General features: G+C 58.0%; 19 protein-coding genes and 3 pseudogenes. 10 read left to right on the forward strand and 12 right to left on the reverse strand.

The window, feature by feature from the left end; translation table 11 throughout:
* Positions 1-75 precede the first annotated feature (75 nt).
* The 4 genes and pseudogenes from ALO43_RS06155 to ALO43_RS32055 all read left to right on the forward strand — a co-directional run bounded on the left by ALO43_RS06155 (position 76) and on the right by ALO43_RS32055 (position 3,836).
* Positions 76-1,203 (forward strand): saccharopine dehydrogenase family protein, encoded by a 1,128-nt coding sequence (locus tag ALO43_RS06155; RefSeq protein WP_005890685.1) that lies wholly within the window; start codon positions 76-78, stop codon positions 1,201-1,203.
* A gap of 2 nt (positions 1,204-1,205) precedes the next feature.
* On the forward strand, positions 1,206-1,691 hold the full coding sequence (locus ALO43_RS06160) for a DUF2269 family protein (protein ID WP_005890687.1): 486 nt from the start codon (positions 1,206-1,208) through the stop codon (positions 1,689-1,691).
* Positions 1,692-2,036: 345 nt separating this feature from the next.
* A pseudogene (locus ALO43_RS32050) lies at positions 2,037-2,930 on the forward strand (methyl-accepting chemotaxis protein); the annotation flags it as partial.
* Between the two features lie 201 nt (positions 2,931-3,131).
* Positions 3,132-3,836 (forward strand): methyl-accepting chemotaxis protein, encoded by a 705-nt coding sequence (locus ALO43_RS32055; protein WP_371906700.1) that lies wholly within the window; start codon positions 3,132-3,134, stop codon positions 3,834-3,836.
* 30 nt (positions 3,837-3,866) lie between these two features.
* Here ALO43_RS32055 and ALO43_RS29970 read toward each other — a convergent pair.
* Positions 3,867-4,001, reverse strand: a pseudogene (locus tag ALO43_RS29970) (EamA/RhaT family transporter); the annotation flags it as partial.
* 5 nt (positions 4,002-4,006) lie between these two features.
* Here ALO43_RS29970 and ALO43_RS06170 point away from each other — a divergent pair.
* Positions 4,007-4,249: pseudogene (locus ALO43_RS06170) on the forward strand (LysR substrate-binding domain-containing protein); the annotation flags it as partial.
* Positions 4,250-4,267: 18 nt separating this feature from the next.
* Here ALO43_RS06170 and ALO43_RS06175 read toward each other — a convergent pair.
* The gene (locus ALO43_RS06175; RefSeq protein ID WP_054997251.1) at positions 4,268-5,284 is read right to left on the reverse strand and encodes a 1-aminocyclopropane-1-carboxylate deaminase; all 1,017 of its coding nucleotides are present in this window, start codon (positions 5,282-5,284) and stop codon (positions 4,268-4,270) included.
* Positions 5,285-5,471: 187 nt separating this feature from the next.
* Here ALO43_RS06175 and ALO43_RS06180 point away from each other — a divergent pair, with 187 nt between their 5' ends.
* Together ALO43_RS06180 and ALO43_RS06185 are read left to right on the forward strand one after the other, a co-directional pair.
* Positions 5,472-5,978 carry an Lrp/AsnC family transcriptional regulator gene (locus tag ALO43_RS06180; protein WP_024668850.1) on the forward strand — a complete coding sequence of 169 codons (507 nt, stop codon included), beginning with the start codon at positions 5,472-5,474 and terminating at the stop codon, positions 5,976-5,978.
* A 142-nt stretch (positions 5,979-6,120) separates the two neighbouring features.
* Entirely contained in the window at positions 6,121-7,029 is a 909-nt protein-coding gene (locus tag ALO43_RS06185; protein WP_024668849.1) for a DUF808 domain-containing protein, read from the forward strand.
* 254 nt (positions 7,030-7,283) lie between these two features.
* Here the strand turns inward: ALO43_RS06185 and ALO43_RS06190 are convergent, their stop codons facing one another.
* The 6 genes from ALO43_RS06190 to puuE form a co-directional block, all read right to left on the reverse strand.
* Positions 7,284-8,069 (reverse strand): outer membrane protein OmpK, encoded by a 786-nt coding sequence (locus ALO43_RS06190; protein ID WP_024671122.1) that lies wholly within the window; start codon positions 8,067-8,069, stop codon positions 7,284-7,286.
* Between the two features lie 365 nt (positions 8,070-8,434).
* Positions 8,435-9,712: a urate hydroxylase PuuD gene (locus ALO43_RS06195; protein WP_005890709.1), complete on the reverse strand. Its 1,278-nt coding sequence runs from the start codon at positions 9,710-9,712 to the stop codon at positions 8,435-8,437.
* A gap of 5 nt (positions 9,713-9,717) precedes the next feature.
* The gene (locus tag ALO43_RS06200) at positions 9,718-10,230 is read right to left on the reverse strand and encodes an ureidoglycolate lyase (protein WP_005890713.1); all 513 of its coding nucleotides are present in this window, start codon (positions 10,228-10,230) and stop codon (positions 9,718-9,720) included.
* Positions 10,231-10,418: 188 nt separating this feature from the next.
* Entirely contained in the window at positions 10,419-11,414 is a 996-nt protein-coding gene (gene alc, locus ALO43_RS06205; RefSeq protein ID WP_005890716.1) for an allantoicase, read from the reverse strand.
* Between the two features lie 26 nt (positions 11,415-11,440).
* Positions 11,441-11,971, reverse strand: a complete 531-nt coding sequence (gene uraD, locus ALO43_RS06210) for a 2-oxo-4-hydroxy-4-carboxy-5-ureidoimidazoline decarboxylase (protein ID WP_005890721.1) — start codon at positions 11,969-11,971, stop codon at positions 11,441-11,443.
* Positions 11,968-12,897, reverse strand: a complete 930-nt coding sequence (gene puuE, locus ALO43_RS06215; protein WP_005890724.1) for an allantoinase PuuE — start codon at positions 12,895-12,897, stop codon at positions 11,968-11,970. The genes uraD and puuE overlap by 4 nt, the downstream gene beginning before the upstream one ends.
* 371 nt (positions 12,898-13,268) lie before the next feature.
* Here puuE and uraH point away from each other — a divergent pair, with 371 nt between their 5' ends.
* Both uraH and ALO43_RS06225 read left to right on the forward strand, forming a co-directional pair.
* Positions 13,269-13,622, forward strand: a complete 354-nt coding sequence (uraH, locus tag ALO43_RS06220; RefSeq protein WP_005890726.1) for a hydroxyisourate hydrolase — start codon at positions 13,269-13,271, stop codon at positions 13,620-13,622.
* Positions 13,623-13,740: 118 nt separating this feature from the next.
* Positions 13,741-14,490 (forward strand): GntR family transcriptional regulator, encoded by a 750-nt coding sequence (locus ALO43_RS06225; protein WP_005890728.1) that lies wholly within the window; start codon positions 13,741-13,743, stop codon positions 14,488-14,490.
* A 103-nt stretch (positions 14,491-14,593) separates the two neighbouring features.
* On the opposite strand, the gene guaD is transcribed toward ALO43_RS06225, so the two are convergent.
* From guaD to xdhA, 4 genes are read right to left on the reverse strand one after another with little or no spacing between them, the layout of a single operon-like run.
* A complete protein-coding gene (guaD, locus tag ALO43_RS06230) occupies positions 14,594-15,907 on the reverse strand; it encodes a guanine deaminase (RefSeq protein ID WP_005890730.1) in 1,314 nt (437 codons plus the stop codon).
* A gap of 7 nt (positions 15,908-15,914) precedes the next feature.
* A complete protein-coding gene (gene xdhC / locus ALO43_RS06235; protein ID WP_005890732.1) occupies positions 15,915-16,754 on the reverse strand; it encodes a xanthine dehydrogenase accessory protein XdhC in 840 nt (279 codons plus the stop codon).
* Positions 16,751-19,273 carry a xanthine dehydrogenase molybdopterin binding subunit gene (gene xdhB / locus ALO43_RS06240; RefSeq protein WP_054997252.1) on the reverse strand — a complete coding sequence of 841 codons (2,523 nt, stop codon included), beginning with the start codon at positions 19,271-19,273 and terminating at the stop codon, positions 16,751-16,753. Before xdhB ends, xdhC begins: the two co-directional genes overlap by 4 nt.
* Positions 19,266-20,720, reverse strand: coding sequence for a xanthine dehydrogenase small subunit (gene xdhA / locus ALO43_RS06245; RefSeq protein WP_054997269.1), 1,455 nt, complete (start codon positions 20,718-20,720; stop codon positions 19,266-19,268). Before xdhA ends, xdhB begins: the two co-directional genes overlap by 8 nt.
* A 276-nt stretch (positions 20,721-20,996) precedes the next feature.
* Between xdhA and ALO43_RS06250 the strand changes: the two genes are divergently transcribed.
* The gene (locus ALO43_RS06250; RefSeq protein ID WP_005890739.1) at positions 20,997-21,656 is read left to right on the forward strand and encodes a GntR family transcriptional regulator; all 660 of its coding nucleotides are present in this window, start codon (positions 20,997-20,999) and stop codon (positions 21,654-21,656) included.
* The last annotated feature ends 4 nt before the right edge of the window (positions 21,657-21,660 follow it).

Consider the following 21,660-nt stretch of genomic DNA (forward strand, 5'->3'; position numbering starts at 1 on the left):
AATGCACGCAAATTCCATTGCTATGACGCTCGGCAGCATGGGCCCATCTTATTTTCAGGACGTCAGGGACGATAAATGGCATTTCGGGTATTGGTCATCGGTGGCTACGGCAACTTCGGCAGGCTGATCTGCAACCATCTGGTGAACACGCCGGGTATCGAGCTGGTTACTTCAGGTCGTGACAGCCACAAGCTGGCAACGCAGCTCGCCGAATTGCAGACGCATGGTGGCAACGCCTGCCAGAGCTGGTGCGTCGATATCATGCAGGCTGGCAATAGCGAGTCTCTTCGGAGGCTGGGCATTGATCTGGTGATTCATACGGCCGGGCCTTTTCAGGGACAGTCCTACGCAGTGGCGCAGCATTGCATCGATGCCGGGGTCAATTACTGCGACCTGTCGGACTGCCGGACCTTCGTCTCCGGCATTTCCGCCCTCGACACTGCCGCTCGCGAGGCGGGTGTCAGCCTGCTGAGCGGGTGCAGTTCGGTGCCCACGCTCTCGGCAGCAATCATCGACCAGCATCGTCAACGTTTTCTGCGCATCGATTCGATAGCGCACGGCATCTCGTCGGCAGCGAAAATGCCTGGGGTTTCCACCGTGCTTGGCGTGCTGGCCTACGCTGGCAAGCCCATCAGGCAGCTCAAGGCTGGCCAAGTGCATGAGGTGTCCGGCTGGATGGATTTGACCCTGCGGCGCTTGCCTGGCATGGGCACTCGCTTGCTGGCCAATGTCGATGCGCCGGATATCGATGTCTTTGCCACGCGTTATGCGGCGCAGAGCCTGAGTTTCAAGGCGGGTTCGGGGCTCAAATCGGGTGTGATTGCGACCTGGTTGCTGGCGTTGGCCGTTCGTCTTGGACTGGTCCGCGACCCTGCGCCGTGGGCGGTGCGCTTGCACCGCTGGGGGACCCGCTTCGAACATCTGGGTGATCGAAAAAGCGCCATGTATATCGATGTCGACGGAGAGGGGCTAGACGGTCGACCGCTGCAGATGCGTGCGCAATTGACCGCGCTCAACGACAAAGGCCCCGAAATCCCCAGCTGCGCCGCCGTCGCCCTGAGTATAAAAATGGCAGCTGGCTATCGTCCGCAGCCAGGGGCGCGTGCCTGTGTCGGGGAGGTCAGCGTTGACGAGTACCTGGCGGCGATCAACGAGCCGTCAGACATTTGCCTCGATGTGCATTTTGAGCCTGCGGGGGTCTGACGTTGCTTTATATCGGCCTGAAATACCTGCACGTCATCGCGGCGATTTTCCTGTTCGGCTTTGGCATGGGCTCCTACCTCTATCTGATTGCGGCGAGCAGGAGTGGTAATCCGGTGGTCATTGCTCATGTTGCTAGAACGGTGGTGCGCTTCGACGCGTGGATTACCACACCGGCAGGTTTTGTTCAGATCATCACCGGCTATGCGATGGCCCGTCTGGCGGGCATGTCGCTTTTGACTGACTGGATCATTACGTCCCTGATCATTTTTGTCTGCGTAGGCATGTTGTGGTTACCCGTGCTGATTCTGCAACATCGTCTTCAGCGAATGGCCGAGGACGCTGTCAAGGCAGGCGCACTCATCAATGATCAGTTTCAAGCGCTTTACCGTCTATGGTTCTGGCTCGGCATTGCCGGTTTTTCAGGCATGTTCGTGATTGTATTAATGATGGTGAGCAAAATGACGTTCATGCGTTTGCTGCAAATTTGAAGCGGTCCGGGCGTATGTCTCCCTGCCACCGGTCATCTGAAACATGTGTTTCAGGTCAGATAAATAAATCTTAATGAGGCCGGTAGCGGCCCTGAATACGGGGTGTGCACGGCACCTGTCTGCAGTTGTCTGCTTAATCAATCTCAATAAAGCTATCAAGTTAACCTGCGCTGCGCCGATTCACAGGAATCACGAAAAATCAAAGGCACACACGTAATGAGCGCAAAATGGTTGGACAACTTGAAAGTCAGCAAGAAGCTCGGGCTGGGCTTCGCGGCTATTTTGCTGGGTGTATTGACGGTGACGGCCATCGGTTACTCCAGCACTAACCTGTTGATCGAACGCATGGGCAAAAGTAGCAAGGTCGCCGAGATCAAGGCTGACGTTTTGAGCGCGCGTATCGCTGCACAAGCCTACGCCACAGGCCCTAGCCCAGCAGGTGTGCAGACTTACTCAAGCGCACTGGATACGCTGAATCGCAGCGTCGATGATGGGCTGCGGGTATTTGTGGTGTCGAGCAACCTGGAAAAACTGCGAGGCATCAAGGAGCAAGTCGGCGGGCTGAAGCAGACGTTCGAACAGTTGGTCAGCATCAACCAGAAAGTCGATGATGCGCTGAAACCCATCATCAAAGTGTCCGATGATGTCAGTGCCACTTTCGAGAACCTGCTGAACAAGACCATTGACGACACCTTGCGTGTGCCGGATGAAACCGGCATCAAACAGGTCAAGATCGCTGGCGACCTGCGCAATGGCATGACTAATTTCCGTTTGGTATTTCGTCGCTACCTGAGTATCCCTTCTGCTGATAATCGTCAGGCCACTTATAACGCGGCTGACGCGTTGATCGCTCAGGTGGGTGCCGCCCGCAGCCAGTTGCCTGTCGAGGCGAATGCCTCAGTAGATGCTGCGCTGGCTGCATTAAAACAATACAAAGTGCTGATGACTTCGATCTCGGAAATGCTTCAGCAGACCGACCAGATACGAGGCAATTTGCAACAGCAGTCTGTTGCGACCGCTGCTCGTGCAGACGATTTGGCGACCCAGCAGGTAATCAGTGCCAAAAAAGAGCAGGACACTGCTGTCATGCAGCTGTTGAGTGTGGCGGTGGTCGTGCTGCTGATCGGCATTTTTGCTGCATTCGTGATCACCCGCCAGATCACCGCGCCATTGAATGACACAGTCATCGCCGCGCGTCGTATCGCCGACGGTGATCTGACTCATGACATCAGCACGACCCGTCAGGACGAACTGGGCCTGTTGCAGAACACCATGCAGCACATGACCGTTTCCCTGCGCAGTCTGATCGGTGGTATCGGCAACGGTATCACTCAAATTGCTACAGCGGCCGAGGAGTTGTCTGCCGTGAGTGAGCAGACCAGTGCCGGTGTTTCCTTGCAGAAGACCGAAGTGGATCAGGTGGCGACCGCCATGAACCAGATGGCTTCCACCGTGCAGGAAGTGGCGCGCAATACCGAAGATGCTTCGCGGGCGGCCAAGCAAGCCAGCGAGCGTGCGGCCCACGGAAGCAGTGTGGTGCAGCACGCTACACGTGAAATCGGTCAACTGGCCGGTGAAGTGAAGCAGCTCGGTGAGGCCATGCAGCGTCTGACTGAAGACAGTGGCAAGATCGGCAGTGTCATCGACGTGATCAAAGCTGTCGCCGAACAGACCAACCTGCTGGCACTCAACGCGGCCATCGAGGCTGCACGTGCCGGTGAACAGGGCCGTGGTTTTGCGGTAGTAGCCGACGAAGTTCGCTCGCTGGCCCAGCGTACTCAGAACTCGACCACTGAAATCGAAGCGCTGATCCTGACCTTGCAACAAGGCACCGGCGCCGCTTCGGGCCTGATGGACGCCAGCCTGCAACGCACCGAAGGTACTGTGGTTCTGGCCCGCCAGGCTGAACAGGCACTGGTGGAGATCAACCAGTCAATCAGTACTATTGAACAGATGAGCCAACAGATTTCCGCTGCCGCCGAGCAACAAAGCTCGGTGACGGACGAAATCAACCGCAGCGTATTGAGTGTTCGCGACATCGCCGATCAGTCGGCCTCTGCGACCGAGCAGAGCGCAGCGTCGACAGTCGAACTGGCCCGCTTGGGCAGCGATCTGCAGAGCATGGTTGCGCGCTTCAGGATTTAACCTTCCAAAACAGAGTGCCTCGTGACGCCGTCACGAGGCACTCTGTCGGGCTTCTGCCCGCACAACCATCCACACCCCAAACCCCGAAACCGCCATGCCTCCGGCTATCTGTCAGGACAGCGGCTCACCGAACATCGCCCACGCCCAGAGCATCGTCACCGGCGGACCAGAATGGCCGCAAGGCCCGTGTGGTACTTGAAAGCCCGTCCAATCAGGCGATCAAGGCATGCGTCGAGGCGGGGCTGGCGATCAGCCTCATTGATCGAGGCGCGGTCAGCGATGCCATGCGGCTGCTCGATGACCTCCCCGATATCGCCGAGCATGAAATCGTCTTTCTGCGATCGCCCGCGTCAAAGACAGATGAGGCCGTGAGTCTGCTGGCGCAGGCGATGCAGAAGCATTTTCGGGTTTAAGCTGGGCGCGAGTGCGCCTCAACCGTCCTTGAACAAAGAGCTATACGCATTCAGCGCCGGGACGCCGCCGAGGTGTGCGTAGAGCACTTTCGAGCCTTCGGGGAATTCGCCGTTGCGCACGATGTCGATCATGCCGTGCATGGATTTGCCTTCGTAGACCGGATCTGTCAGTACGCCTTCGAGTCTGGCGCAGAGGCGTATGGCTTGCAGGGTGCCTTCGTTGGGCAGGCCGTATTCGGGGTAGGCGTAGCGGGTGTCGAGTACCACGTCTTCGGCGGTGATTTCACGGCCAAGCTCGACCAGCTTTGCGGTGTTTTGAGCAATGCGCAGGATTTGTTCGCGGGTTTTGTCCGGCTTGGCCGAGGCATCGATACCGATGACTCGCTGCGCACGGCCATCGGCAGCGAAGCCGACCAGCATGCCTGCATGGGTGCTGCCGGTCACCGAGCAGACCACGATATAGTCGAACTTGAAGCCCAGTTCTTCTTCCTGCTGACGCACTTCATCGGCAAAGCGCACAAAACCCAGCCCGCCGTAGGGATGCTCGGAGCAACCAGCGGGAATCGGGAACGGTTTGCCGCCGCTTTCAACCACGTCGGCCATGGCTTTTTCCCAGCTCGGGCGGATGCCGATGTCAAAGCCGGCCGAGTCCAGGCGCACATCGGCGCCCATGATGCGCGACATTTCGATATTGCCGACCCGGTCATACAGCGCATCGGAATAATTGACCCAGTTCTCCTGCACCAGCACGCATTTCATGCCCAGATGCGCCGCGACAGCCGCCACCTGACGAGTCTGATTGGACTGGATGCCGCCTATGGACACCAGCGTGTCGTACCCACCTTCGATGGCTTCAGGCACCAGGTATTCCAGCTTGCGGGTCTTGTTGCCGCCAAATGCCAGGCCGCTGTTGCAGTCTTCACGCTTGGCATACAACTCGACCTTGCCACCCAAGTGCTCGCTCAAGCGTTTCAGAGGGGTAATGGGTGAAGGGCCGAAAGTCAGAGGGTAGCGTTTGAACTTGCTGAGGTTCATGTCGGGTCTCCGTTGATGAGTTGATCCAGGCATCGAAGTTTTGAGGTTCGACGTTTGAACGGTGTGCTTGGCATGGCTCACATCATAGAAAATCCCCCGGTAATCGTGGTTGCAAAGAATTGTATATCTGCAAAATTATGGTTAGTGTCTTTGCCAGCAAACCTGTTTTTATTCTGTGAAATAAATAATGAAAGCAATAAATGAAAGTGCCAGGAAGTCCGGTGCCGTTATGGCGCCGCTGCTGGACAGGATCGACCGCGCTATCCTGAAGACGCTGCAGCGTGACGCCTCGATTTCCAATGTCGCACTTGCCGAGAAGGTCAAACTGAGCCCGCCAGCCTGCTTGCGGCGTGTCGAACGGTTGAAGGAGGCAGGGGTCATCAAAGGTGTTGTCGCGCTGCTCAACGGCGATGTACTTGATGCAGGCATGGTGGTGCTGATCGGCGTAGTGCTGGATCGCTCCACGCCGGACTCGTTTGCACAATTTGAAGCAGCAGCGCAGAAAGTCTCCGGCTGCATGGAGTTTCATGTGGTCACCGGCGAGTTCGACTACTTCATGCTGCTGCGCACTAAAGACAGCCAGAGTTTCAACCGCCTGCATGCCGAACAGTTGCTGTACTTGCCGGGCGTCAGGCAGATCCGTTCGTTCATGGGCCTGCGTCAGGTGTTGTCGACCACGCATTTGCCGATTTGACAGACCGGGAGTTTCTGGCCTGGCATTGTCAGCGTCAAACGTTCGCGTCTGACAAGGGTCAGAGTTGGTTGATGCAACACGATTGACGCCGGTGCGTGATTCAATAAAGCCGTTTCTTTTTATTTGCTCAAGGATTTTCATTTTGGCTGCTGGAAGCTTGCTTACCCTGCTTGACGATATTGCGACCCTGCTGGATGACGTGGCATTGGCCACCAAAAAGACCGCAGGCGTGCTGGGCGATGACTTGGCCCTCAATGCCCAGCAAGTCACCGGCGTGACGGCGGACCGTGAGCTGCCGGTGGTGTGGGCGGTCGCCAAAGGTTCATTGCTCAACAAGGCGATTCTGGTGCCAGCCGCGTTGTTGATCAGCGCCTTCGCGCCCTGGGCGATTCTGCCGCTGCTGATGGTCGGTGGCGCGTTTCTGTGTTTCGAAGGTTTCGAAAAGATTGCCCATAAATGGCTGCATCCTGAAACCGGTGAGGAACACGACCAACGCAAGCAAGCGGCTACAGATGCATCAGTGGACATGGTCGCGTTCGAGAAGGAGCGCATCAAGGGTGCGATTCGCACTGACTTCATTCTTTCGGCAGAAATCATCGTGCTGGCATTGGGCGTTGTCTCGGCCCGTCCGTTCATGGACCAGGTCGGCGTGCTGGTTATTGTTGCGGTATTGATTACCGTCGGGGTCTATGGCCTGGTGGCCGGTATCGTCAAGCTTGACGACTTGGGTCTGTACCTGAAAAAGACCGCAAGCGTGGCTGCGCAGAAGGTCGGCGGTGCCTTGTTATGGCTGGCACCGGTGCTGATGAAGGTGTTGTCGATCGTCGGTACTGCGGCCATGTTCATGGTCGGTGGCGGGATTCTGGTTCACGGCCTGCCGTTCGTTCACCATTGGGTCGAAGGCGTGACGGAAGCGGCGGAGGGTGCTGTAGGCGGTCTGTCGCTGGTTGTTCCGACGCTGATCGATGCTGTCGCAGGGATTATTGCCGGTGCGGTGCTGGTGTTGGTCGTGACACTGATCGGCAAGCTCTGGAAAGCGGCGAGGGAGTAACCGTAAGGGGCGTCGTGACAGAGGCAGGTTGTGGGCGCGGACCGGGCGATGCATCGCTTGTCCGCGACCTCTTTATTTTTGTAGGAGCGGACTTGTCCGCGATCTGCCGGGAACCGGCAGTAAAACTGTTTTCAGGGCCGCTTCGCAGCCCATCGCAGCCGTCGTAACCTCCTGAAGCTCCTACGCCCCCCGCCCTCCGGGTAGATGCCCGTTCTACGCGTATCTCAAGAGGTATGTATCACTCGGTCACTTACTTAGAAAAACACTTTCACCAGTAAGCTCGCGGTGTTCTGATCGGTATCAAAGGAGCTTGTATCCTTGATGCCGTATTTGTTGGTCCAGTAGTCGTACTCGATACCGACATAGAGCTGGCGTTCCGGGTAGTTCAGTGCTTTGCCGAGGTCATACTTGATCTGCGGGTTGAAGTGCAGGTTGGAGTGGTAAGTGCCACGTGAGGTCTTGTCATTGTCCACCACCCAGTCCATGAACCCGTCGATCAGCACGTCCGATTTACCGACGGGAATGGTGTAGGACCAGACTGGAGTAATCTGCCATACGCCGTCACCCGGCCGATTGCCTTCGGTCTGGCGCTGGTAGAAGTTCAGCTGGAAGTAGTCGAAGCCCGGGATTTTCAAGTCAAAGGCCGGACCGATAAGGTACGACTCGTTATCGCCTTCACCAAACTCGTAAGTTGCAGCGATCAACACATCGCTGATCGGCCCGAATTCAAACTTCTGACCAAAGATCTTGCCCAGCGACAGCCGTGGCGAGAACTCGCCGTAGTAGGTGTTATCGCCAGCCGTTGCGTCTTTCTTGCCGTTGTAGAAGATCTTGTCGACGAAGAAGAAGTTATCGCCGTATTTCCAGCTGTCCGCATGCTCGAATGTGAAAGTCTGCTGATTTTCCGGATTCACAGCAAAGTCTCGTCCATTGAGATAGGTGAGGCTATTGCTCTGCCACTGGAAGATATCCCCTGCCATGACGGGTGCGGCGGACAGCAGACTGCTGGCCAGTAACACGCTGGAAAACGTACGGTTCATGCGGTGGGTCCCTTGATATGGATCATGATTTTGCAGACTGGCGTTCTGTAAGTGACGCCTTGTCTGGTGGAGCGATAATTTGTCTGTCTGGTCAGTTTTATGTTGTTAGCAAGAGCTGCGCCAACCCATGAAAAAATTCAACTAATCTCCAGGCCGATGCTGAGAGTGTCGGTTTTAAGTGGTTTTTCAAGCCGACAGGGCCCTGAGTGCTCAGTCAGCCAGTTGGCTGTCCGGGCACATTCAATGTAAGGGCAGGTGAAGGTGCAGTTTCGCAGCGGCGGCGGAGGATACTGACTCGCATCACCCAGCTCAAGTGCTTCAGGGCAGGGCGCCTGGAGCGAAAACAGGGCAAACGCCTGATTGGGTCAGTTGATGTGCGCGCCCTGATCGATCCATGCACCTACCAGATCACGCTCCTGCTGGGTCATCTGAGTGATATTGCCCAGCGGCATGATGGGCGCGGTAATCGCTTGTGCCTTGATGCGGGGTGCCTGTTGCCGGATCTGCTCGGGCGTATCGAACATTACCCCTGCCGGGGCGACGCTGAACAGTTGGCTGGTGGGGTTGGCCGAGTGGCAGACCGAGCAGCGTTGCTGGATTACCTCATGCACCTTGGTGAAATCCGCATCGGCAACCTTGGCAGGTTCTGCCTGGACGGCCGGAGCCACCGCTTCTGCAGGCTTCTCGTCGGCCCGGTGACCGCCCACGGCGGTACCCGGCAGCGGCTGGTAGACGATCTTCGCGGACGGTTGTTCGGGGCCTGTGACATACGCCAGGCAAAGCATGCCCAGCGCGGCGACCGGCAGGGTCCAGGCGAATCGGTGACTGTCATGCCGTGTATTGAAATAGTGCCGCACCAGCACAGCCAGCAGCGCGATACCGGCCAGGATCAGCCAGTTGTACTGACTGCCATAAGTACTTGGAAAATGGTTGCTGATCATGATGAACAGCACCGGCAGGGTGAAGTAATTATTGTGCCGCGAACGCAGCAGGCCCTTGGCCGGCAGGCTTGGGTCCGGGGTGCGGTTCTCGGCAATGGCGGCCACCAATGCGCGTTGCGCCGGCATGATGATGCGAAACACGTTACCGACCATGATGGTGCCCATGATCGCGCCCACGTGCAGATAGGCACCACGGCCGCTGAATATCTTGCTGAAACCGTAGGCTGCCGCGACCAGCAGCACAAACAGCACTACGCCCAGCAGCGCGGGGCGTTTGCCCAGTGGCGAGTCGCACAGAAAGCTGTAGACAAACCAGCCAACGAACAACGAACCCAGACCGATATGCACGCCTTCGGCACCGCTCAGGCTGCTACCAGGTGCCAGCAGGTACAGTGTCGGGTTGGCGTAAAACACCACACACAGCAGTGCAACCCCCGACAGCCAGGTTGAATAGGCTTCCCATTTGAACCAGTGCAGGTTCTCCGGCATGGTCGGTGGCGCAAGCTTGTATTTTTCCAAGTGATAGATGCCGCCGCCGTGGATCGCCCACAGGTCGCCCGACAGCCCGTCACGAGGGTTGCTGCGATTGAGGTTGTTCTCGAGCCAGACGAAGTAGAACGATGCGCCGATCCAGGCGACACCCACAATCATGTGAATCCAGCGCACGCCCAGGTTCAGCCATTCCATCAGATGTGCCAGCACGGTTCTTACCCTTCCAGCGGGTTTGGGTCGAGCACCAGCCGCTGGCTCTCGACAAAGTAATGTTCGTCGCAGTTGTTGCCGGAGCCACTGCGATCAACCACCAGAAAGTCATCCTGTTTTTCGATCGTCAGTACCGGATGGTGCCAGACGCCTCGATGGTAATTGATGCCCTGTCTGCCGTTTGTGACGAAGGCGCGCGTCAGCTCTGGCTCAGGCGCGTCGCCAACCGGCGCGACCACGATCAGAAAGGGCTTGCCGAGCAGCGGGATGAACGCCTGGCTGCCCAATGGGTGGCGCTCCAGCATGCCGATGGTCAACGGCATCTGCAGCGCCTGGGCGCGGAAAATGCTGATGATCGCTTTGTCATCCGGTTGCGCCGTCTCAACCTCGGCCAGACGATGAAAGCGCATGGTCGAACCGTTGTTGATCATGAAGTGATCGCTGCCGTCGGTTTCGATGACATCACCGAATGGCGCAAAGGCTTCCTTGGTCAGTGGCTCGATTGTCAGTTTGCGCATGCGGATTCTTCTTTAATGGTTTCGGAGTTAGTCATTTGCATGTTCATACTCATGGCTATCGTGCCAATGCCCGGCGTCACGACTCTACGCACAACCACACATCCTGGATCGGACGCAGAGCGTCCAGAACTGCATTCCCACGCAGAGCGCGGGAATGTCTTTTGCCTGTTGCTGCCTCCCGTTGCGTTTTATCTGGACACCTTGCCCAGCACCCGCAGCCTGCTCACACCGCCGTCCGGGAATACGTTCAGGCGGATGTGGGTGATCGGGCCGATGGCTTTGATCTGCTCGGCGAACTCGTGCTCGGCGTGCATGGTCAGCTTCTGGCTTGGCAGCAGTTCGCGCCAGAACAGGCTCTGAGTTTCTATCTGGTTGTCGGTGCCACCCTTGACCAGGGCGCCCTGAATCGAGCAGCTGTCCGGGTAGTTGCCCTTGAAGTGCAGGGTGTCGACGATGACTTTTTCGACTTCGCCCTGATGCCCTAGCGCCACGATGACCCAGTCGTTGCCCGGTGTACGACGGCGTGCGGTTTCCCAGCCGTCGCCCATATTCACGCCACGGCCCGGGTTGAGGATGTTGCTCATGCTGCCGTAATGCTCGTCCGAGCAGGCAATTGAACGGCCGCCATTGAGCGCGGCAACCAGGTCGATCTGTTCGTCTTCGCTGACTTTCGACCAATCGCGATGCGGCACGCCGTACACCCGCAGGCGCGCTACGCCACCATCAGGGTAGATGTTGAAGCGCAAATGGCTGAATGGCTGATCGTGACTGATCTCGTGATAGTGGTGGCTGTTGCCTTGCAGTTCTACCGACGGCAGCACTTCGGTCCACGCAGTGTTTTCGTCCGGTTCGCCAGCGGCTAGAAAACACGCTTCCAGCGAAGCCGAAGGCGGGAAGTTTCCGGTGAAGAACGAGGTGTCGATGTCCACGCCTTTTATCGTGCCTGCCACGCCCAGGCGAATCACCGCGCTGTCATAGCCTTCGAAACGCTTGCGACGCGATTCCCAACCATCCATCCATTTGCCGTTGTCGTCGAACACACCTTCTTTCCAGACCGCGGGAGTTGGCTGGAACAGTCGATTGGCATCAGCGAACCAGTCATCGGTGACCGACAGGATCTTTGTGCCCAGGCGTGCGTCGGCCAGGTTCACGAACTTCTCGAACGGTGCGGCGTAAACTTTCATGCTTTTTGTCTGCCTTCTGAATACGGTTATGACTGCGACGCTTGAAGCGCCTGTAGACGAAACAGTGCGATCTTATTGATCTCGGCCAAGGCACAAGCGAACTCGGCCTCGGGCGAGTGGTGGATGCGTTGCTCGAACGCCGCGAGAATCCTGTGTCTGTCGCTGCCCTTGACCGCCATGATGAACGGAAAGCCGAAGCGCGCCTTGTAAGCTTCGTTCAGCTCGGTAAAACGCTGAAACTCTTCAGGCGTGCATAGGTGGATCCCTGCACCCGCCTGCTCATCGGTACTCGCCTGAGTCAGCTCGCCCCGGACGGCAGCCTTGCCTGCCAGGTCCGGGTGAGCATTGATCAGCGCAAGTTGCTGCTCGTGGGTGGCACGCAGCAGGATATCGCTCATGCGTGCATGCAGTGTGTCGAGCTGATCAAGCTCCGGGCCTGCGCCCTGGTCAAACGCCTGTTGCGCAATCCAGGGTGAGTGCTCGTAGATATCGGCGAATGTTGCTACAAATGCGTCGCGGCTCAGAGTCGATGGTTTCAAATGCGGTAACGCGTTCATAGTGCCGCCTTGTCAGTAAAGGGATGTTCACTGTGCCAGTGGCGTGCGATATCGACGCGTCGAGCGAACCAGACCTGCTCGTGGCTTTTGGCGTATTCGATGAAGCGTTTGAGGGCGGCAAGGCGCGCGGGGCGGCCTATGAGGCGACAATGCAAACCGATGGAAAGCATCTTCGGCGCGTCGTCACCTTCGGCATACAGCACGTCGAAAGCGTCTTTCAAATACTGAAAAAACTGCTCGCCATTGTTGAAGCCCTGCACCTGGGTGAAGCGCATGTCATTGGTGTCCAGCGTGTAGGGGATCACCAGATGAGCTTTGCCGGTTGGGTTGTTCGGCTCCCAGTAGGGCAGGTCGTCGTCGTAGGTGTCGCAATCGTAGAGAAAGCCGCCTTCTTCCATGACCAGCCGCCGCGTGTTCGGTCCGGTGCGCCCGGTGTACCAGCCCAGCGGACGTTCGCCGCTGATCTCGGTCAGGATCTGAATCGCCTGGCGCATGTGTTCCCGCTCCTCGGCCTCGTCCATGTTCTGATAGTCGATCCAGCGATAGCCGTGGCTGCAGATTTCATGACCGTCAGCGACCATCGTGCGGATCACGTCCGGGTGACGCTGCGCCGCCATGGCGACGGCGAAGATGGTCAGGGGAATATCGAGCTGCCTGAACAGCTTGAGAATGCGCCAAACGCCAGCACGACTGCCGTACTCGTACAGCGACTCCATGCTCATGTTGCGCTGGCCTTGCAGTGGCTGCGCAGCGACCATCTCGGACAGAAAGGCTTCGGATTCCTTGTCGCCATGCAGGACGTTGCGCTCGCCACCTTCCTCGTAATTCAGCACGAAAGACAAAGCGATGCGCGCATTGCCCGGCCATCGAGGGTGAGGCGGGTTGCTGCCGTAACCGATCAGGTCGCGTGGGTAGTCAGCGCTCACTGCAAGCTTCCTTATGTGCGTGATATCAAGTGCAATGCCAGAAGCAGGCGAGGCAGTGCAGGGTAAAGATTGTATACAATTTGTTTTGCTGGTTGTAACTCTGAACTTTTCTTCACCAGGGCGGCATCATTGACAGACACTAAAGCAAGAAACCTGCCTGACTGGTCAGTTAAAACCAAAAAACCTGATAATTTTCCTTGGCTTCGCTGAAGTCGGCTTTTCCCGGTTGTCGGGGGAAGGTGTTCGAAGCGTCTTGATCATTTTTGGGTGTACAGGATTTTTCAAAACTGTCTTAATCGGTTGCAATTGAACGATGCCGGGCACTTCATTGGTGCGCTTTTTCACACTCACGGGATGCAAGGGGCGAAGTTTTGGGCAAATTGACCACACACGTGCTGGACTCCGCACATGGCTGTCCGGGCAGTGGCATCCGTATTGACTTGTATCGGGTTGAAGATCAGCAACTGCTGCACATCGTCAGCGTCGCGACTAATAGTGACGGACGCTGTGACGCGGCTTTGCTGCAAGGCGATGATTACCGGTCTGGCGTTTATCAACTGCACTTTCAGGCGGGCGATTACTACCGCGCGCGAGGCGTGACGCTGAACGAGCCTGCATTTCTCGATGAAGTAGTGCTGCGCTTCGGCATTGATGCAGGTCAGGAACACTTTCACGTTCCGCTGCTAATCTCGCCTTACAGCTACTCGACCTACAGAGGCAGCTGACCTCTTGCCCGCCCCACACTGCGGGCTTTTTTACAGGCGCGTTTCCTGAGCCGCCGCTGTGGCTGCCCTGTGTACAATGCGCCAGCACCGACGCCGTAACCTCTTCGCACGAGCCTTCATGAACGATCAGTCCCTGCCTCTCAAGAAACAGCCGCGCAGCCTCGACAGCGGTCGCAGCGTTACTCAGGACGATATCGTTTATGAACATATTTTCGATGCAATCCTCGAGCAGCGCCTGGCGCCGGGCACCCGGCTGAGCGAAGAGGCGCTGGGTGAGATATTCGGAGTCAGCCGCACCATCATTCGCCGTGCGCTGTCGCGGCTGGGCCATGAAGGTGTCGTGCTGCTGCGTCCCAATCGCGGCGCAGTGGTTGCCAGCCCCAGTGTTGAAGAGGCACGTCAGGTGTTCTTCGCCCGGCGCATGGTCGAGCAGGCCATTACCGAACTGGCTGTCGAACACGCCACTGCCAGGCAACTGGCCGAACTGCGGCAGATGGTCAGCGACGAGCGCGACAGCTTTGCTCGCGGTGATCGGGGGGCCGGTATTCGCCTGTCCGGCGAGTTTCATCTGCAACTGGCGGTGGCGGCGAAGAACGCACCGTTGATCAGTTTTCAGCGCAGCCTGGTGTCGCAGACATCGCTGATCATTGCCCAGTATGAAACCGGCGACCGCACGCACTGCTCATACGACGAACACAACCAGTTGATCGACGCGATCGAAGCACGCGACGCGCCGCTGGCAGTCGAGCTGATGATGCATCACATGGACCACATCAGCAGCAAACTCAACCTCGACGAAAGCAGCGCTTCGGATGACCTGCACGCCGTGTTCTCGCATGTACTGAGCAGAAAAAGACCGGTGCGTTGAGGCTGCTTATCCGCAAACCTCTCGTTCCTCACGCTTAAGACCGGACGCAGAGCGGCCAGAAATGCATGCCAGCCCATTGGCACGATAGCCAATCGCACTCGGTTCAACCTCGGTCATGCACCAGTCGTCCACCCGACCAGGTCTGCTTCACCGTCCGGTCATCGCCAATCGTCATCAGTACGAACAGAATCTCTTCAATGTCTTTCGCCTGTTTCAGTCTGTACGACAGCAGCGGCGTGGCGTTGTAATCCAGTATCAGGAAGTCGGCCTCGTTGCCAGGCTTGAGGCTGCCGACCTTGTCTTCCAGACGCAGCGCGCGTGCGCCGCCCAGTGTCGCCAGATACAGCGACTTTAAAGGGCTCAGTCGTGCGCCCTGCATCTGCATGACCTTGTAGGCTTCATTAAGTGTCTGCAAGATCGAAAAGCTGGTTCCGCCCCCCACGTCAGTACCCATGCCGACGTTGATCTTGTGCTTCTCGGCCATCGGCAGGTTGAACAGGCCGCTGCCCAGAAACAGGTTGGAGGTGGGGCAGAATGCGATAGCCGAGCCAGCCTGCGCCAGTCGCGCGCACTGTTCGTCGCACAGGTGTACACCGTGGGCAAACACCGAGCGTTCGCTCAACAGGTTGAAGTGATCGTAGACGTCCAGATAGTGCTTGCGCTCGGGGAACAGGGCCTTGACCCACTCGATCTCCTGAAGGTTTTCGCTGATGTGGGTCTGCATGTACAGGCCGGGGTATTCGGTCAGCAACTGGCCGGCCAGGCTCAACTGCTCCGGGCTGCTGGTCGGCGCGAAGCGCGGGGTGACTGCGTAGCTCAGGCGACCCTTGCCGTGCCAGCGCTCGATCAGCGCCTTGCTGTCGGCATAACCGGATTCTGGTGTATCGACCAGATAGTTCGGTGCATTGCGGTCCATCATGACCTTGCCGGCGATCATGCGCAGGTCAAGTGCCTGCGCTGCGCTGAAAAACGCCTCCACCGACTCCTTGTGGACGCTGCCGAACACCAGCGCCGTGGTGGTGCCGTTGCGCAGCAGTTCCTTGATGAAGATGTCTGCCACCTGCGCTGAATGCTCGGCGTCAGCGAACTGGCTTTCGCAGGGGAACGTGTAGGTATTGAGCCAGTCGAGCAATTGCTCACCGTAGGAGCCGATCATGCCAGTTTGCGGCAAGTGAATGTGGGTATCGATGAAGCCCGGTGTGATCAGGGCGTCCTGATATTCGACCAGCTCGACATCACTGCCGAGGCTGTCGAGCAGATCAGCCGCATGGCCCACCGAGACGATCTTTCCGTCTTCGACCACCAGCAACCCATCGGCAAAATACTCATATGAAGCATCGCTGGTCACTTGCGCCGGGTCGGCGATGCTGTGGACGATGGCGGCGCGGTAGGCTTTGCGGTTGACAACTGAACTCATGGCAATCTCATTGCGACTGGCTGCGCCGCGAGGCGGGCAGCAATCTGGCGATAGGTTTCACATTGGCACTTGGCTGGCCAAAGCTGACATTGTAGGTCGCGATGACCTCGGCTGCGATGGACACGGCTATTTCCACGGGCAATTTGCCTTTGACCTCGGCCAGGCCCATCGGGCAACGCATGCGCTGCAGCAGGCTGGCGTCAAAGCCCCGTTCACGCAGCCGATGCTCGAATTTGACGCGTTTGGTTTTCGAACCGATCAGCCCGAAGTAGCCGAAGTCTGCACGCTTCAGAATGGCGGCGGCCAGTTCCAGGTCGAGCTGATGATTGTGAGTCATGACGATGCAGTAAGTGCCGACAGGCAACTGCGCCACTTCATCGACCGGCTCGTCATTGACGATTTTCAGCACACCGTCCGGCATCGGATCGGGAAATTCGTGCTCACGGCTATCGATCCAGCGTACTCGGCAGGGCAGAGTGGCCAGCAACGGCACCAGCGCGCGACCGACATGCCCCGCGCCGAATACGGCGATCTGCGCAACCGGTTCGCCCATCGGCTCAAACAACAGCACGTTCACGCCGCCGCAACACTGACCCAGGCTTGCACCCAGATTGAAGCGTTCCAGGCGGGTCTGCCGGGTGCCATTGGCAAGCATCTCCCTGGCGATTTCCATGGCCTTGTATTCCAGATGCCCGCCACCGATGGTGTCGTAGATGCGCTCGGCGCAAACCACCATTTTCGAGCCGGCGTTGCGTGGCGTCGAGCCCAGCTCTTCGATGATCGTCACTAGAATGCCAGGTTCGCTGCGGGCCTGTAGCTCGGCCAGGGCGCTGATCCAGTCAGTCATTTCTGCTCCAGAACGGAGTGATCCAGGCCGGGCGCCTTCGCGAGCAAGCTCGCCCCCACAGGGGAATCCGGGACATCTGAAGACGACGCTTCGCTTGCTCGCGTAGAGGCCTGTGCGGCGCTGGCAACGATCGGCTCGGAACGCCCGTTTGTTGAGCGACGCGGATCGCTGTTTCGACGCATCTGCTCACAGCCCCAGAGCACTTTTTCCGGAGTCGCCGGGGCATCGATGTTCGGCTGATGACGATAGTCTCCCAGGCTCGCCACTGCATCCTTGATTGCACACCAGGCGGCAATGCCGAGCATGAACGGCGGTTCGCCCACGGCCTTGGAGTGGAACACGGTGTCTTCCGGATTCTTGCGGTTTTCGACCAGCTTGACGCGCAAGTCCAGCGGCATGTCGGCAACCGCGGGGATCTTGTAAGAGGCCGGGCCGCTGGTCATCAGCTTGCCCTTGTCATTCCACACCAGCTCCTCGGTGGTCAGCCAGCCAGCGCCCTGGATATAGCCGCCTTCGACCTGACCGATGTCGATGGCCGGGTTCAGCGACGCACCCACATCGTGGAGGATGTCAGTGCGCAAGGTCTTGTATTCACCGGTCAGGGTGTCGACGATCACCTCGACGCAGGCGGCCCCGAACGCGTAGTAATAGAACGGCCGGCCACGCGCCCGACTGCGGTCATAGAAAATCTTCGGCGTCTTGTAGTAACCGGTGCTGGACAGCGACACCTGGCCCATCCACGCCAACTGAGCCAGCTCGGCAAAGGGCAGGACCATGTCGCCGATCCGCACATGGCCATTTCGAAACTCGACCTCGGTTTCTGCCACCTCATGATGCCGCGCTGCAAACTCGATCAGCCGCTGCTTGAGGATTTCGGCAGCATTCTGCGCCGCTTTGCCATTCAGGTCGGTACCGCTGGACGCCGCCGTCGGCGAGGTGTTCGGCACTTTGTCAGTATTGGTGGCAGTGATCTGGATGCGGTCGATATCGACCTGAAACACTTCTGCCACGACCTGCGCGACCTTGGTATTCAAGCCCTGACCCATCTCGGTGCCACCGTGGTTCAGGTGGATGCTGCCGTCGGTGTATATATGAATCAGCGCGCCCGCCTGGTTGAGAAAGCTGGCGGTGAACGAGATGCCAAACTTGACCGGGGTCAGCGCCAGGCCTTTTTTCAGGATCGGGCTGTCGGCGTTGAAGGCGCGAATGGCCTCGCGACGCACCGCGTACTGGCTGCTTTGTTCCAGGTCGGCAGTCATTTCTTCTAGCAGGTTGTGCTCGACGGTCTGGTAGTAATGAGTAACGTTGCGTTCGGTCTTGCCATAGTAATTGGCCTTGCGCACCGCCAGCGGGTCCTTGCCCAAGAAGCGGGCGATGCAGTCCATGACCTCTTCGATGGCCACCATACCCTGTGGGCCACCGAAGCCGCGGTAGGCGGTATTCGAGGCCGTATGGGTCTTGCAGCGATGGCCGTTGATCGTGGCTTCGCCCAGGTAATAAGCGTTGTCGGCATGGAACATCGCGCGGTCGACAATCGAGGCCGACAGGTCTGGCGAGTAGCCGCAATTGCCTGCCAGGTCCAGCTCTATGCCTTGCAAGCGACCTTCATCATCAAAGCCTACGTCGTACTCGATGTAGAACGGATGGCGCTTGCCGGTCATCTGCATGTCTTCGAAGCGTTGCAGGCGCATCTTGGTCGGCTGCCCAGTCAGGCGGGCAATCACCGCGCATAGGCACGCCGGGCTGGCTGCCTGGGTTTCCTTGCCGCCAAAGCCTCCGCCCATGCGCCGCATGTCGACCACAATGCGGTTCATCGGCACGTCCAGTACCTCGGCCACCAGCTTCTGGATTTCCGTAGGGTTCTGGGTCGAGCAGTAGACAATCATGCCCCCATCCTCAGTCGGCATGACCGAGGAAATCTGGGTTTCCAGATAAAAATGCTCTTGACCACCGATGTGCAGGTTGCCTTGCAAGCGATGGGTTGCGCCTTGCAGCGCCGTTGCAGAGTCGCCGCGTTTGTGGGTATGGCTGTCGAGCACAAAATACTTCTGGCGCAGCGCCTGGACCACATCCAGCACGGGCTCCAGGTCTTCGTATTCGATGATTGCGGCCATGGCGGCCTGGCGTGCTACGTCCAGATCCCGTGCAGCAACGGCAAGCACCGGCTGGCCGACGAATTCAACCTTGTCGATGGCCAGCAGCGGGTCGCCCGGCAGCAGCGGGCCGATGTCCTTCAGGCCCGGAATGTCTGCATGGGTGATCGCAATTCGTACGCCTGCAAAAGCGTAGCAGGGCGATGTGTCGATGCTGATGATGCGCGCATGGGCGCGGTCGGACAGCCGCGCATACACATGCAACTGATTGGGAAACTCAAGGCGGTCGTCGATATAAACGGCTTCACCCGACACATGCTTGTCGGCGCTGTCGTGCTTTACGCTACGACCGACGCCGGTGCTGAGGCCTTGTTGAAACAGCGCAAGCATGTCGGCTTGTGTCAGCGGCGGGTTGTGATCAGACATAGTCAGTCACCCGCGTCGCAAAGGCTGGTTTTTGCAGTTCGATGAAATACTTGCGCAACAGGTTGCGAGCGCTCAGCAAACGGTACTCCTTGCTGGCTCTGAAGTCCGACAGCGGAGTGAAATCGTCACCCAGCGCAGCACAGGCACGCTCCAGGGTTTCATTGTTCCAGGGCTGGCCGGTCAGCGCCTGCTCGCACGCCGTTGCGCGTTTCGGGATCGCTGCCATGCCGCCAAATGCAACGCGAGCGTCATTTACCACGCCATCTTCTATCGTCAGGCGAAACGCCGCACAAACTGCGGAAATATCGTCGTCCAGCCGTTTGGATACCTTATAAGCACGGAATATGTGCCGAGGATTTGCAGTCGGGACGATAATTCGTTCGATGAACTCGCCTGCCTGGCGGGCGGTGACCTTGTAATCGATGAAGTAATCTTCCAGCGCCAGCGTGCGTTGAACAGTACCCTTGCGCAGCACAACCCGAGCACCGAGTGCGATCAGCAGTGGCGGGGGGTCACCTATGGGCGAAGCGTTGCCGATGTTGCCGCCCAGCGTGCCTTGATTACGAATCTGCAGTGAAGCAAACCGCTGCAGCAGCTCGCCGAAATCCGGGTATTCGGCTTTGAGCGCGGTGTAGCAATCGGTCAGTGGCGTCGCTGCGCCGATCTCCAGGCGGTCCTCGAAGCGTTCGACACGCTTCATTTCGGCGATGTGCCCGACGTAGATCAGGGCGGGCAGCGGTTTATGGAGTTGCGTGACTTCAAGCGCCAGATCGGTGCCGCCCGCTAACAGGCGAGCTTCTGGGTTAGTGTGATACAGGTCGGCAAGATCAGCCACGGTCAGCGGGATCAGGCAGTGTTTGTCGCCGTCGCTCAGTTCGCCGGTCCTGTCAGGTGTGATCGCGCGCAAGCGCTCGATTGTCTGGCCTTCGCGTTGATCGAACTGGTCAGGCAACTGCTCGCCGCAAGCCTGCTCGGCAGCGGCAAGGATCGGACGATACCCCGTGCAGCGACACAGGTTACCGGCCAGGGCTTCATGGACCTGATGGGCATCGGCCTGCTGACTGTTCTTTTGCAACGCAAACAGCGACATCACAAACCCGGGCGTGCAGAAGCCACATTGCGAGCCATGACACTCCACCATTGCCTTCTGCACACTGTGCAAATGGCCCTGATGTTTCAGGTCTTCCACGCTTATCAATTGTTTGCCATGCAGGGAGGCGACGAAAGTCAGGCATGAATTGACACTGCGGTAACGCAGTTGTGGCTGACCGTCGGCATCGCTTTGCAGCTCGCCGATCACCACAGTGCAAGCGCCACAGTCACCACTGGCGCAACCTTCCTTGGTACCGGGCTTGTGTGCCTGCTCACGCAGGTAGGTCAGCACGGTCATGTTCGGATTCAGGGTGCGCTCGGTTTTTAGCTCTTGGTTCAAAAGGAACTGAATCACGGCGCAAAGCCCTCGCATTTATTGTCATCAGACATGTCGATGAATCTATCAGCTCTGCCAATGGGGTCAATTTTTTTCTGACTCCGAAGTCAGGAAGTCAGAGTTTTCGTCGACTCATTGATCATGAGTTTTCAGCGACTGGTTGTTAATAGAAGGAATGTGCAAGGTTTTTGCTTAATTCGTGCCAGTTTTTGCAGCTATGGCCCTGCGCCATCCACGCAGGGTGAGATACACTTCGCCGCTTGCATGCAGAACTGGTTTTTTTGAAGGATAGTCATGACGTTCAAGGCACCGGACAGCCTCGCTGAGCAAATTGCTCATCATCTTGCCGAGCGGATCATTCGCGGTGAGCTCAAGCCTGGAGAGCGAATTCAGGAGCAGAAAGTCACGCAGGCGTTGAACGTCAGTCGTGGCTCCGTGCGCGAGGCATTATTGATTCTGGAGCGCCGCCATCTGGTGGTGATCCTGCCGCGCCGTGGTGCTCAGGTCACGGTGCTCAATGCGCACAATGTCACCAGCCTGTGCAACCTGATGAGCGAACTGTACATTTTGCTGGCCAATTCGGTAGTCGAGCATTGGCAGGCCGATGATGATCTGCTCCCGTTCATGCAGATACAGCAGCGTCTGCGCGCCAGTTTCGAGCAGCAGGACGCCAAGACGTTCGTCGAAGAGAGCTTTAATGTGATGCGCGCAGCCTATCTGTTTGCCAACAACCCCTATCTTCAGGAAACCGTCGAGAACCTGCAGCCCTCCATGAGCCGCAGCTATTTTCTGGCTCTTGAGCAGCGCAAGGCCGAGATGAGCGATTATCTGGCGCTGTTCGATGAATTGTTTGCTGCCGTGATCGCGCGTGACAAAGCGAAAATTCGCGTGGTGCTGACCAACTATTGCCAGCGCAGTTGTCAGCTCGTGCTGTCTGCCTTGGCGGCGGACTGACGCC

It is taken from the genome of Pseudomonas tremae (assembly GCF_001401155.1).
Lineage (GTDB): Bacteria > Pseudomonadota > Gammaproteobacteria > Pseudomonadales > Pseudomonadaceae > Aquipseudomonas > Aquipseudomonas tremae.

Excerpts from the sequence above, each read along its gene's own strand:
- ALO43_RS06155 (WP_005890685.1), top strand. The coding sequence starts at position 76 with ATGGCATTTCGGGTATTGGTCATCGGTGGCTACGGCAACTTCGGCAGG.
- ALO43_RS32055 (WP_371906700.1), top strand. The coding sequence starts at position 3,132 with ATGGCTTCCACCGTGCAGGAAGTGGCGCGCAATACCGAAGATGCTTCG.
- ALO43_RS06175 (WP_054997251.1), bottom strand. The coding sequence starts at position 5,284 with ATGAACCTCAGCAAGTTCAAACGCTACCCTCTGACTTTCGGCCCTTCA.
- ALO43_RS06180 (WP_024668850.1), top strand. The coding sequence starts at position 5,472 with ATGAAAGCAATAAATGAAAGTGCCAGGAAGTCCGGTGCCGTTATGGCG.
- ALO43_RS06190 (WP_024671122.1), bottom strand. The coding sequence starts at position 8,069 with ATGAACCGTACGTTTTCCAGCGTGTTACTGGCCAGCAGTCTGCTGTCC.
- ALO43_RS06200 (WP_005890713.1), bottom strand. The coding sequence starts at position 10,230 with ATGCGCAAACTGACAATCGAGCCACTGACCAAGGAAGCCTTTGCGCCA.
- alc (WP_005890716.1), bottom strand. The coding sequence starts at position 11,414 with ATGAAAGTTTACGCCGCACCGTTCGAGAAGTTCGTGAACCTGGCCGAC.
- uraD (WP_005890721.1), bottom strand. The coding sequence starts at position 11,971 with ATGAACGCGTTACCGCATTTGAAACCATCGACTCTGAGCCGCGACGCA.
- ALO43_RS06225 (WP_005890728.1), top strand. The coding sequence starts at position 13,741 with ATGAACGATCAGTCCCTGCCTCTCAAGAAACAGCCGCGCAGCCTCGAC.
- guaD (WP_005890730.1), bottom strand. The coding sequence starts at position 15,907 with ATGAGTTCAGTTGTCAACCGCAAAGCCTACCGCGCCGCCATCGTCCAC.
- xdhC (WP_005890732.1), bottom strand. The coding sequence starts at position 16,754 with ATGACTGACTGGATCAGCGCCCTGGCCGAGCTACAGGCCCGCAGCGAA.
- xdhB (WP_054997252.1), bottom strand. The coding sequence starts at position 19,273 with ATGTCTGATCACAACCCGCCGCTGACACAAGCCGACATGCTTGCGCTG.
- ALO43_RS06250 (WP_005890739.1), top strand. The coding sequence starts at position 20,997 with ATGACGTTCAAGGCACCGGACAGCCTCGCTGAGCAAATTGCTCATCAT.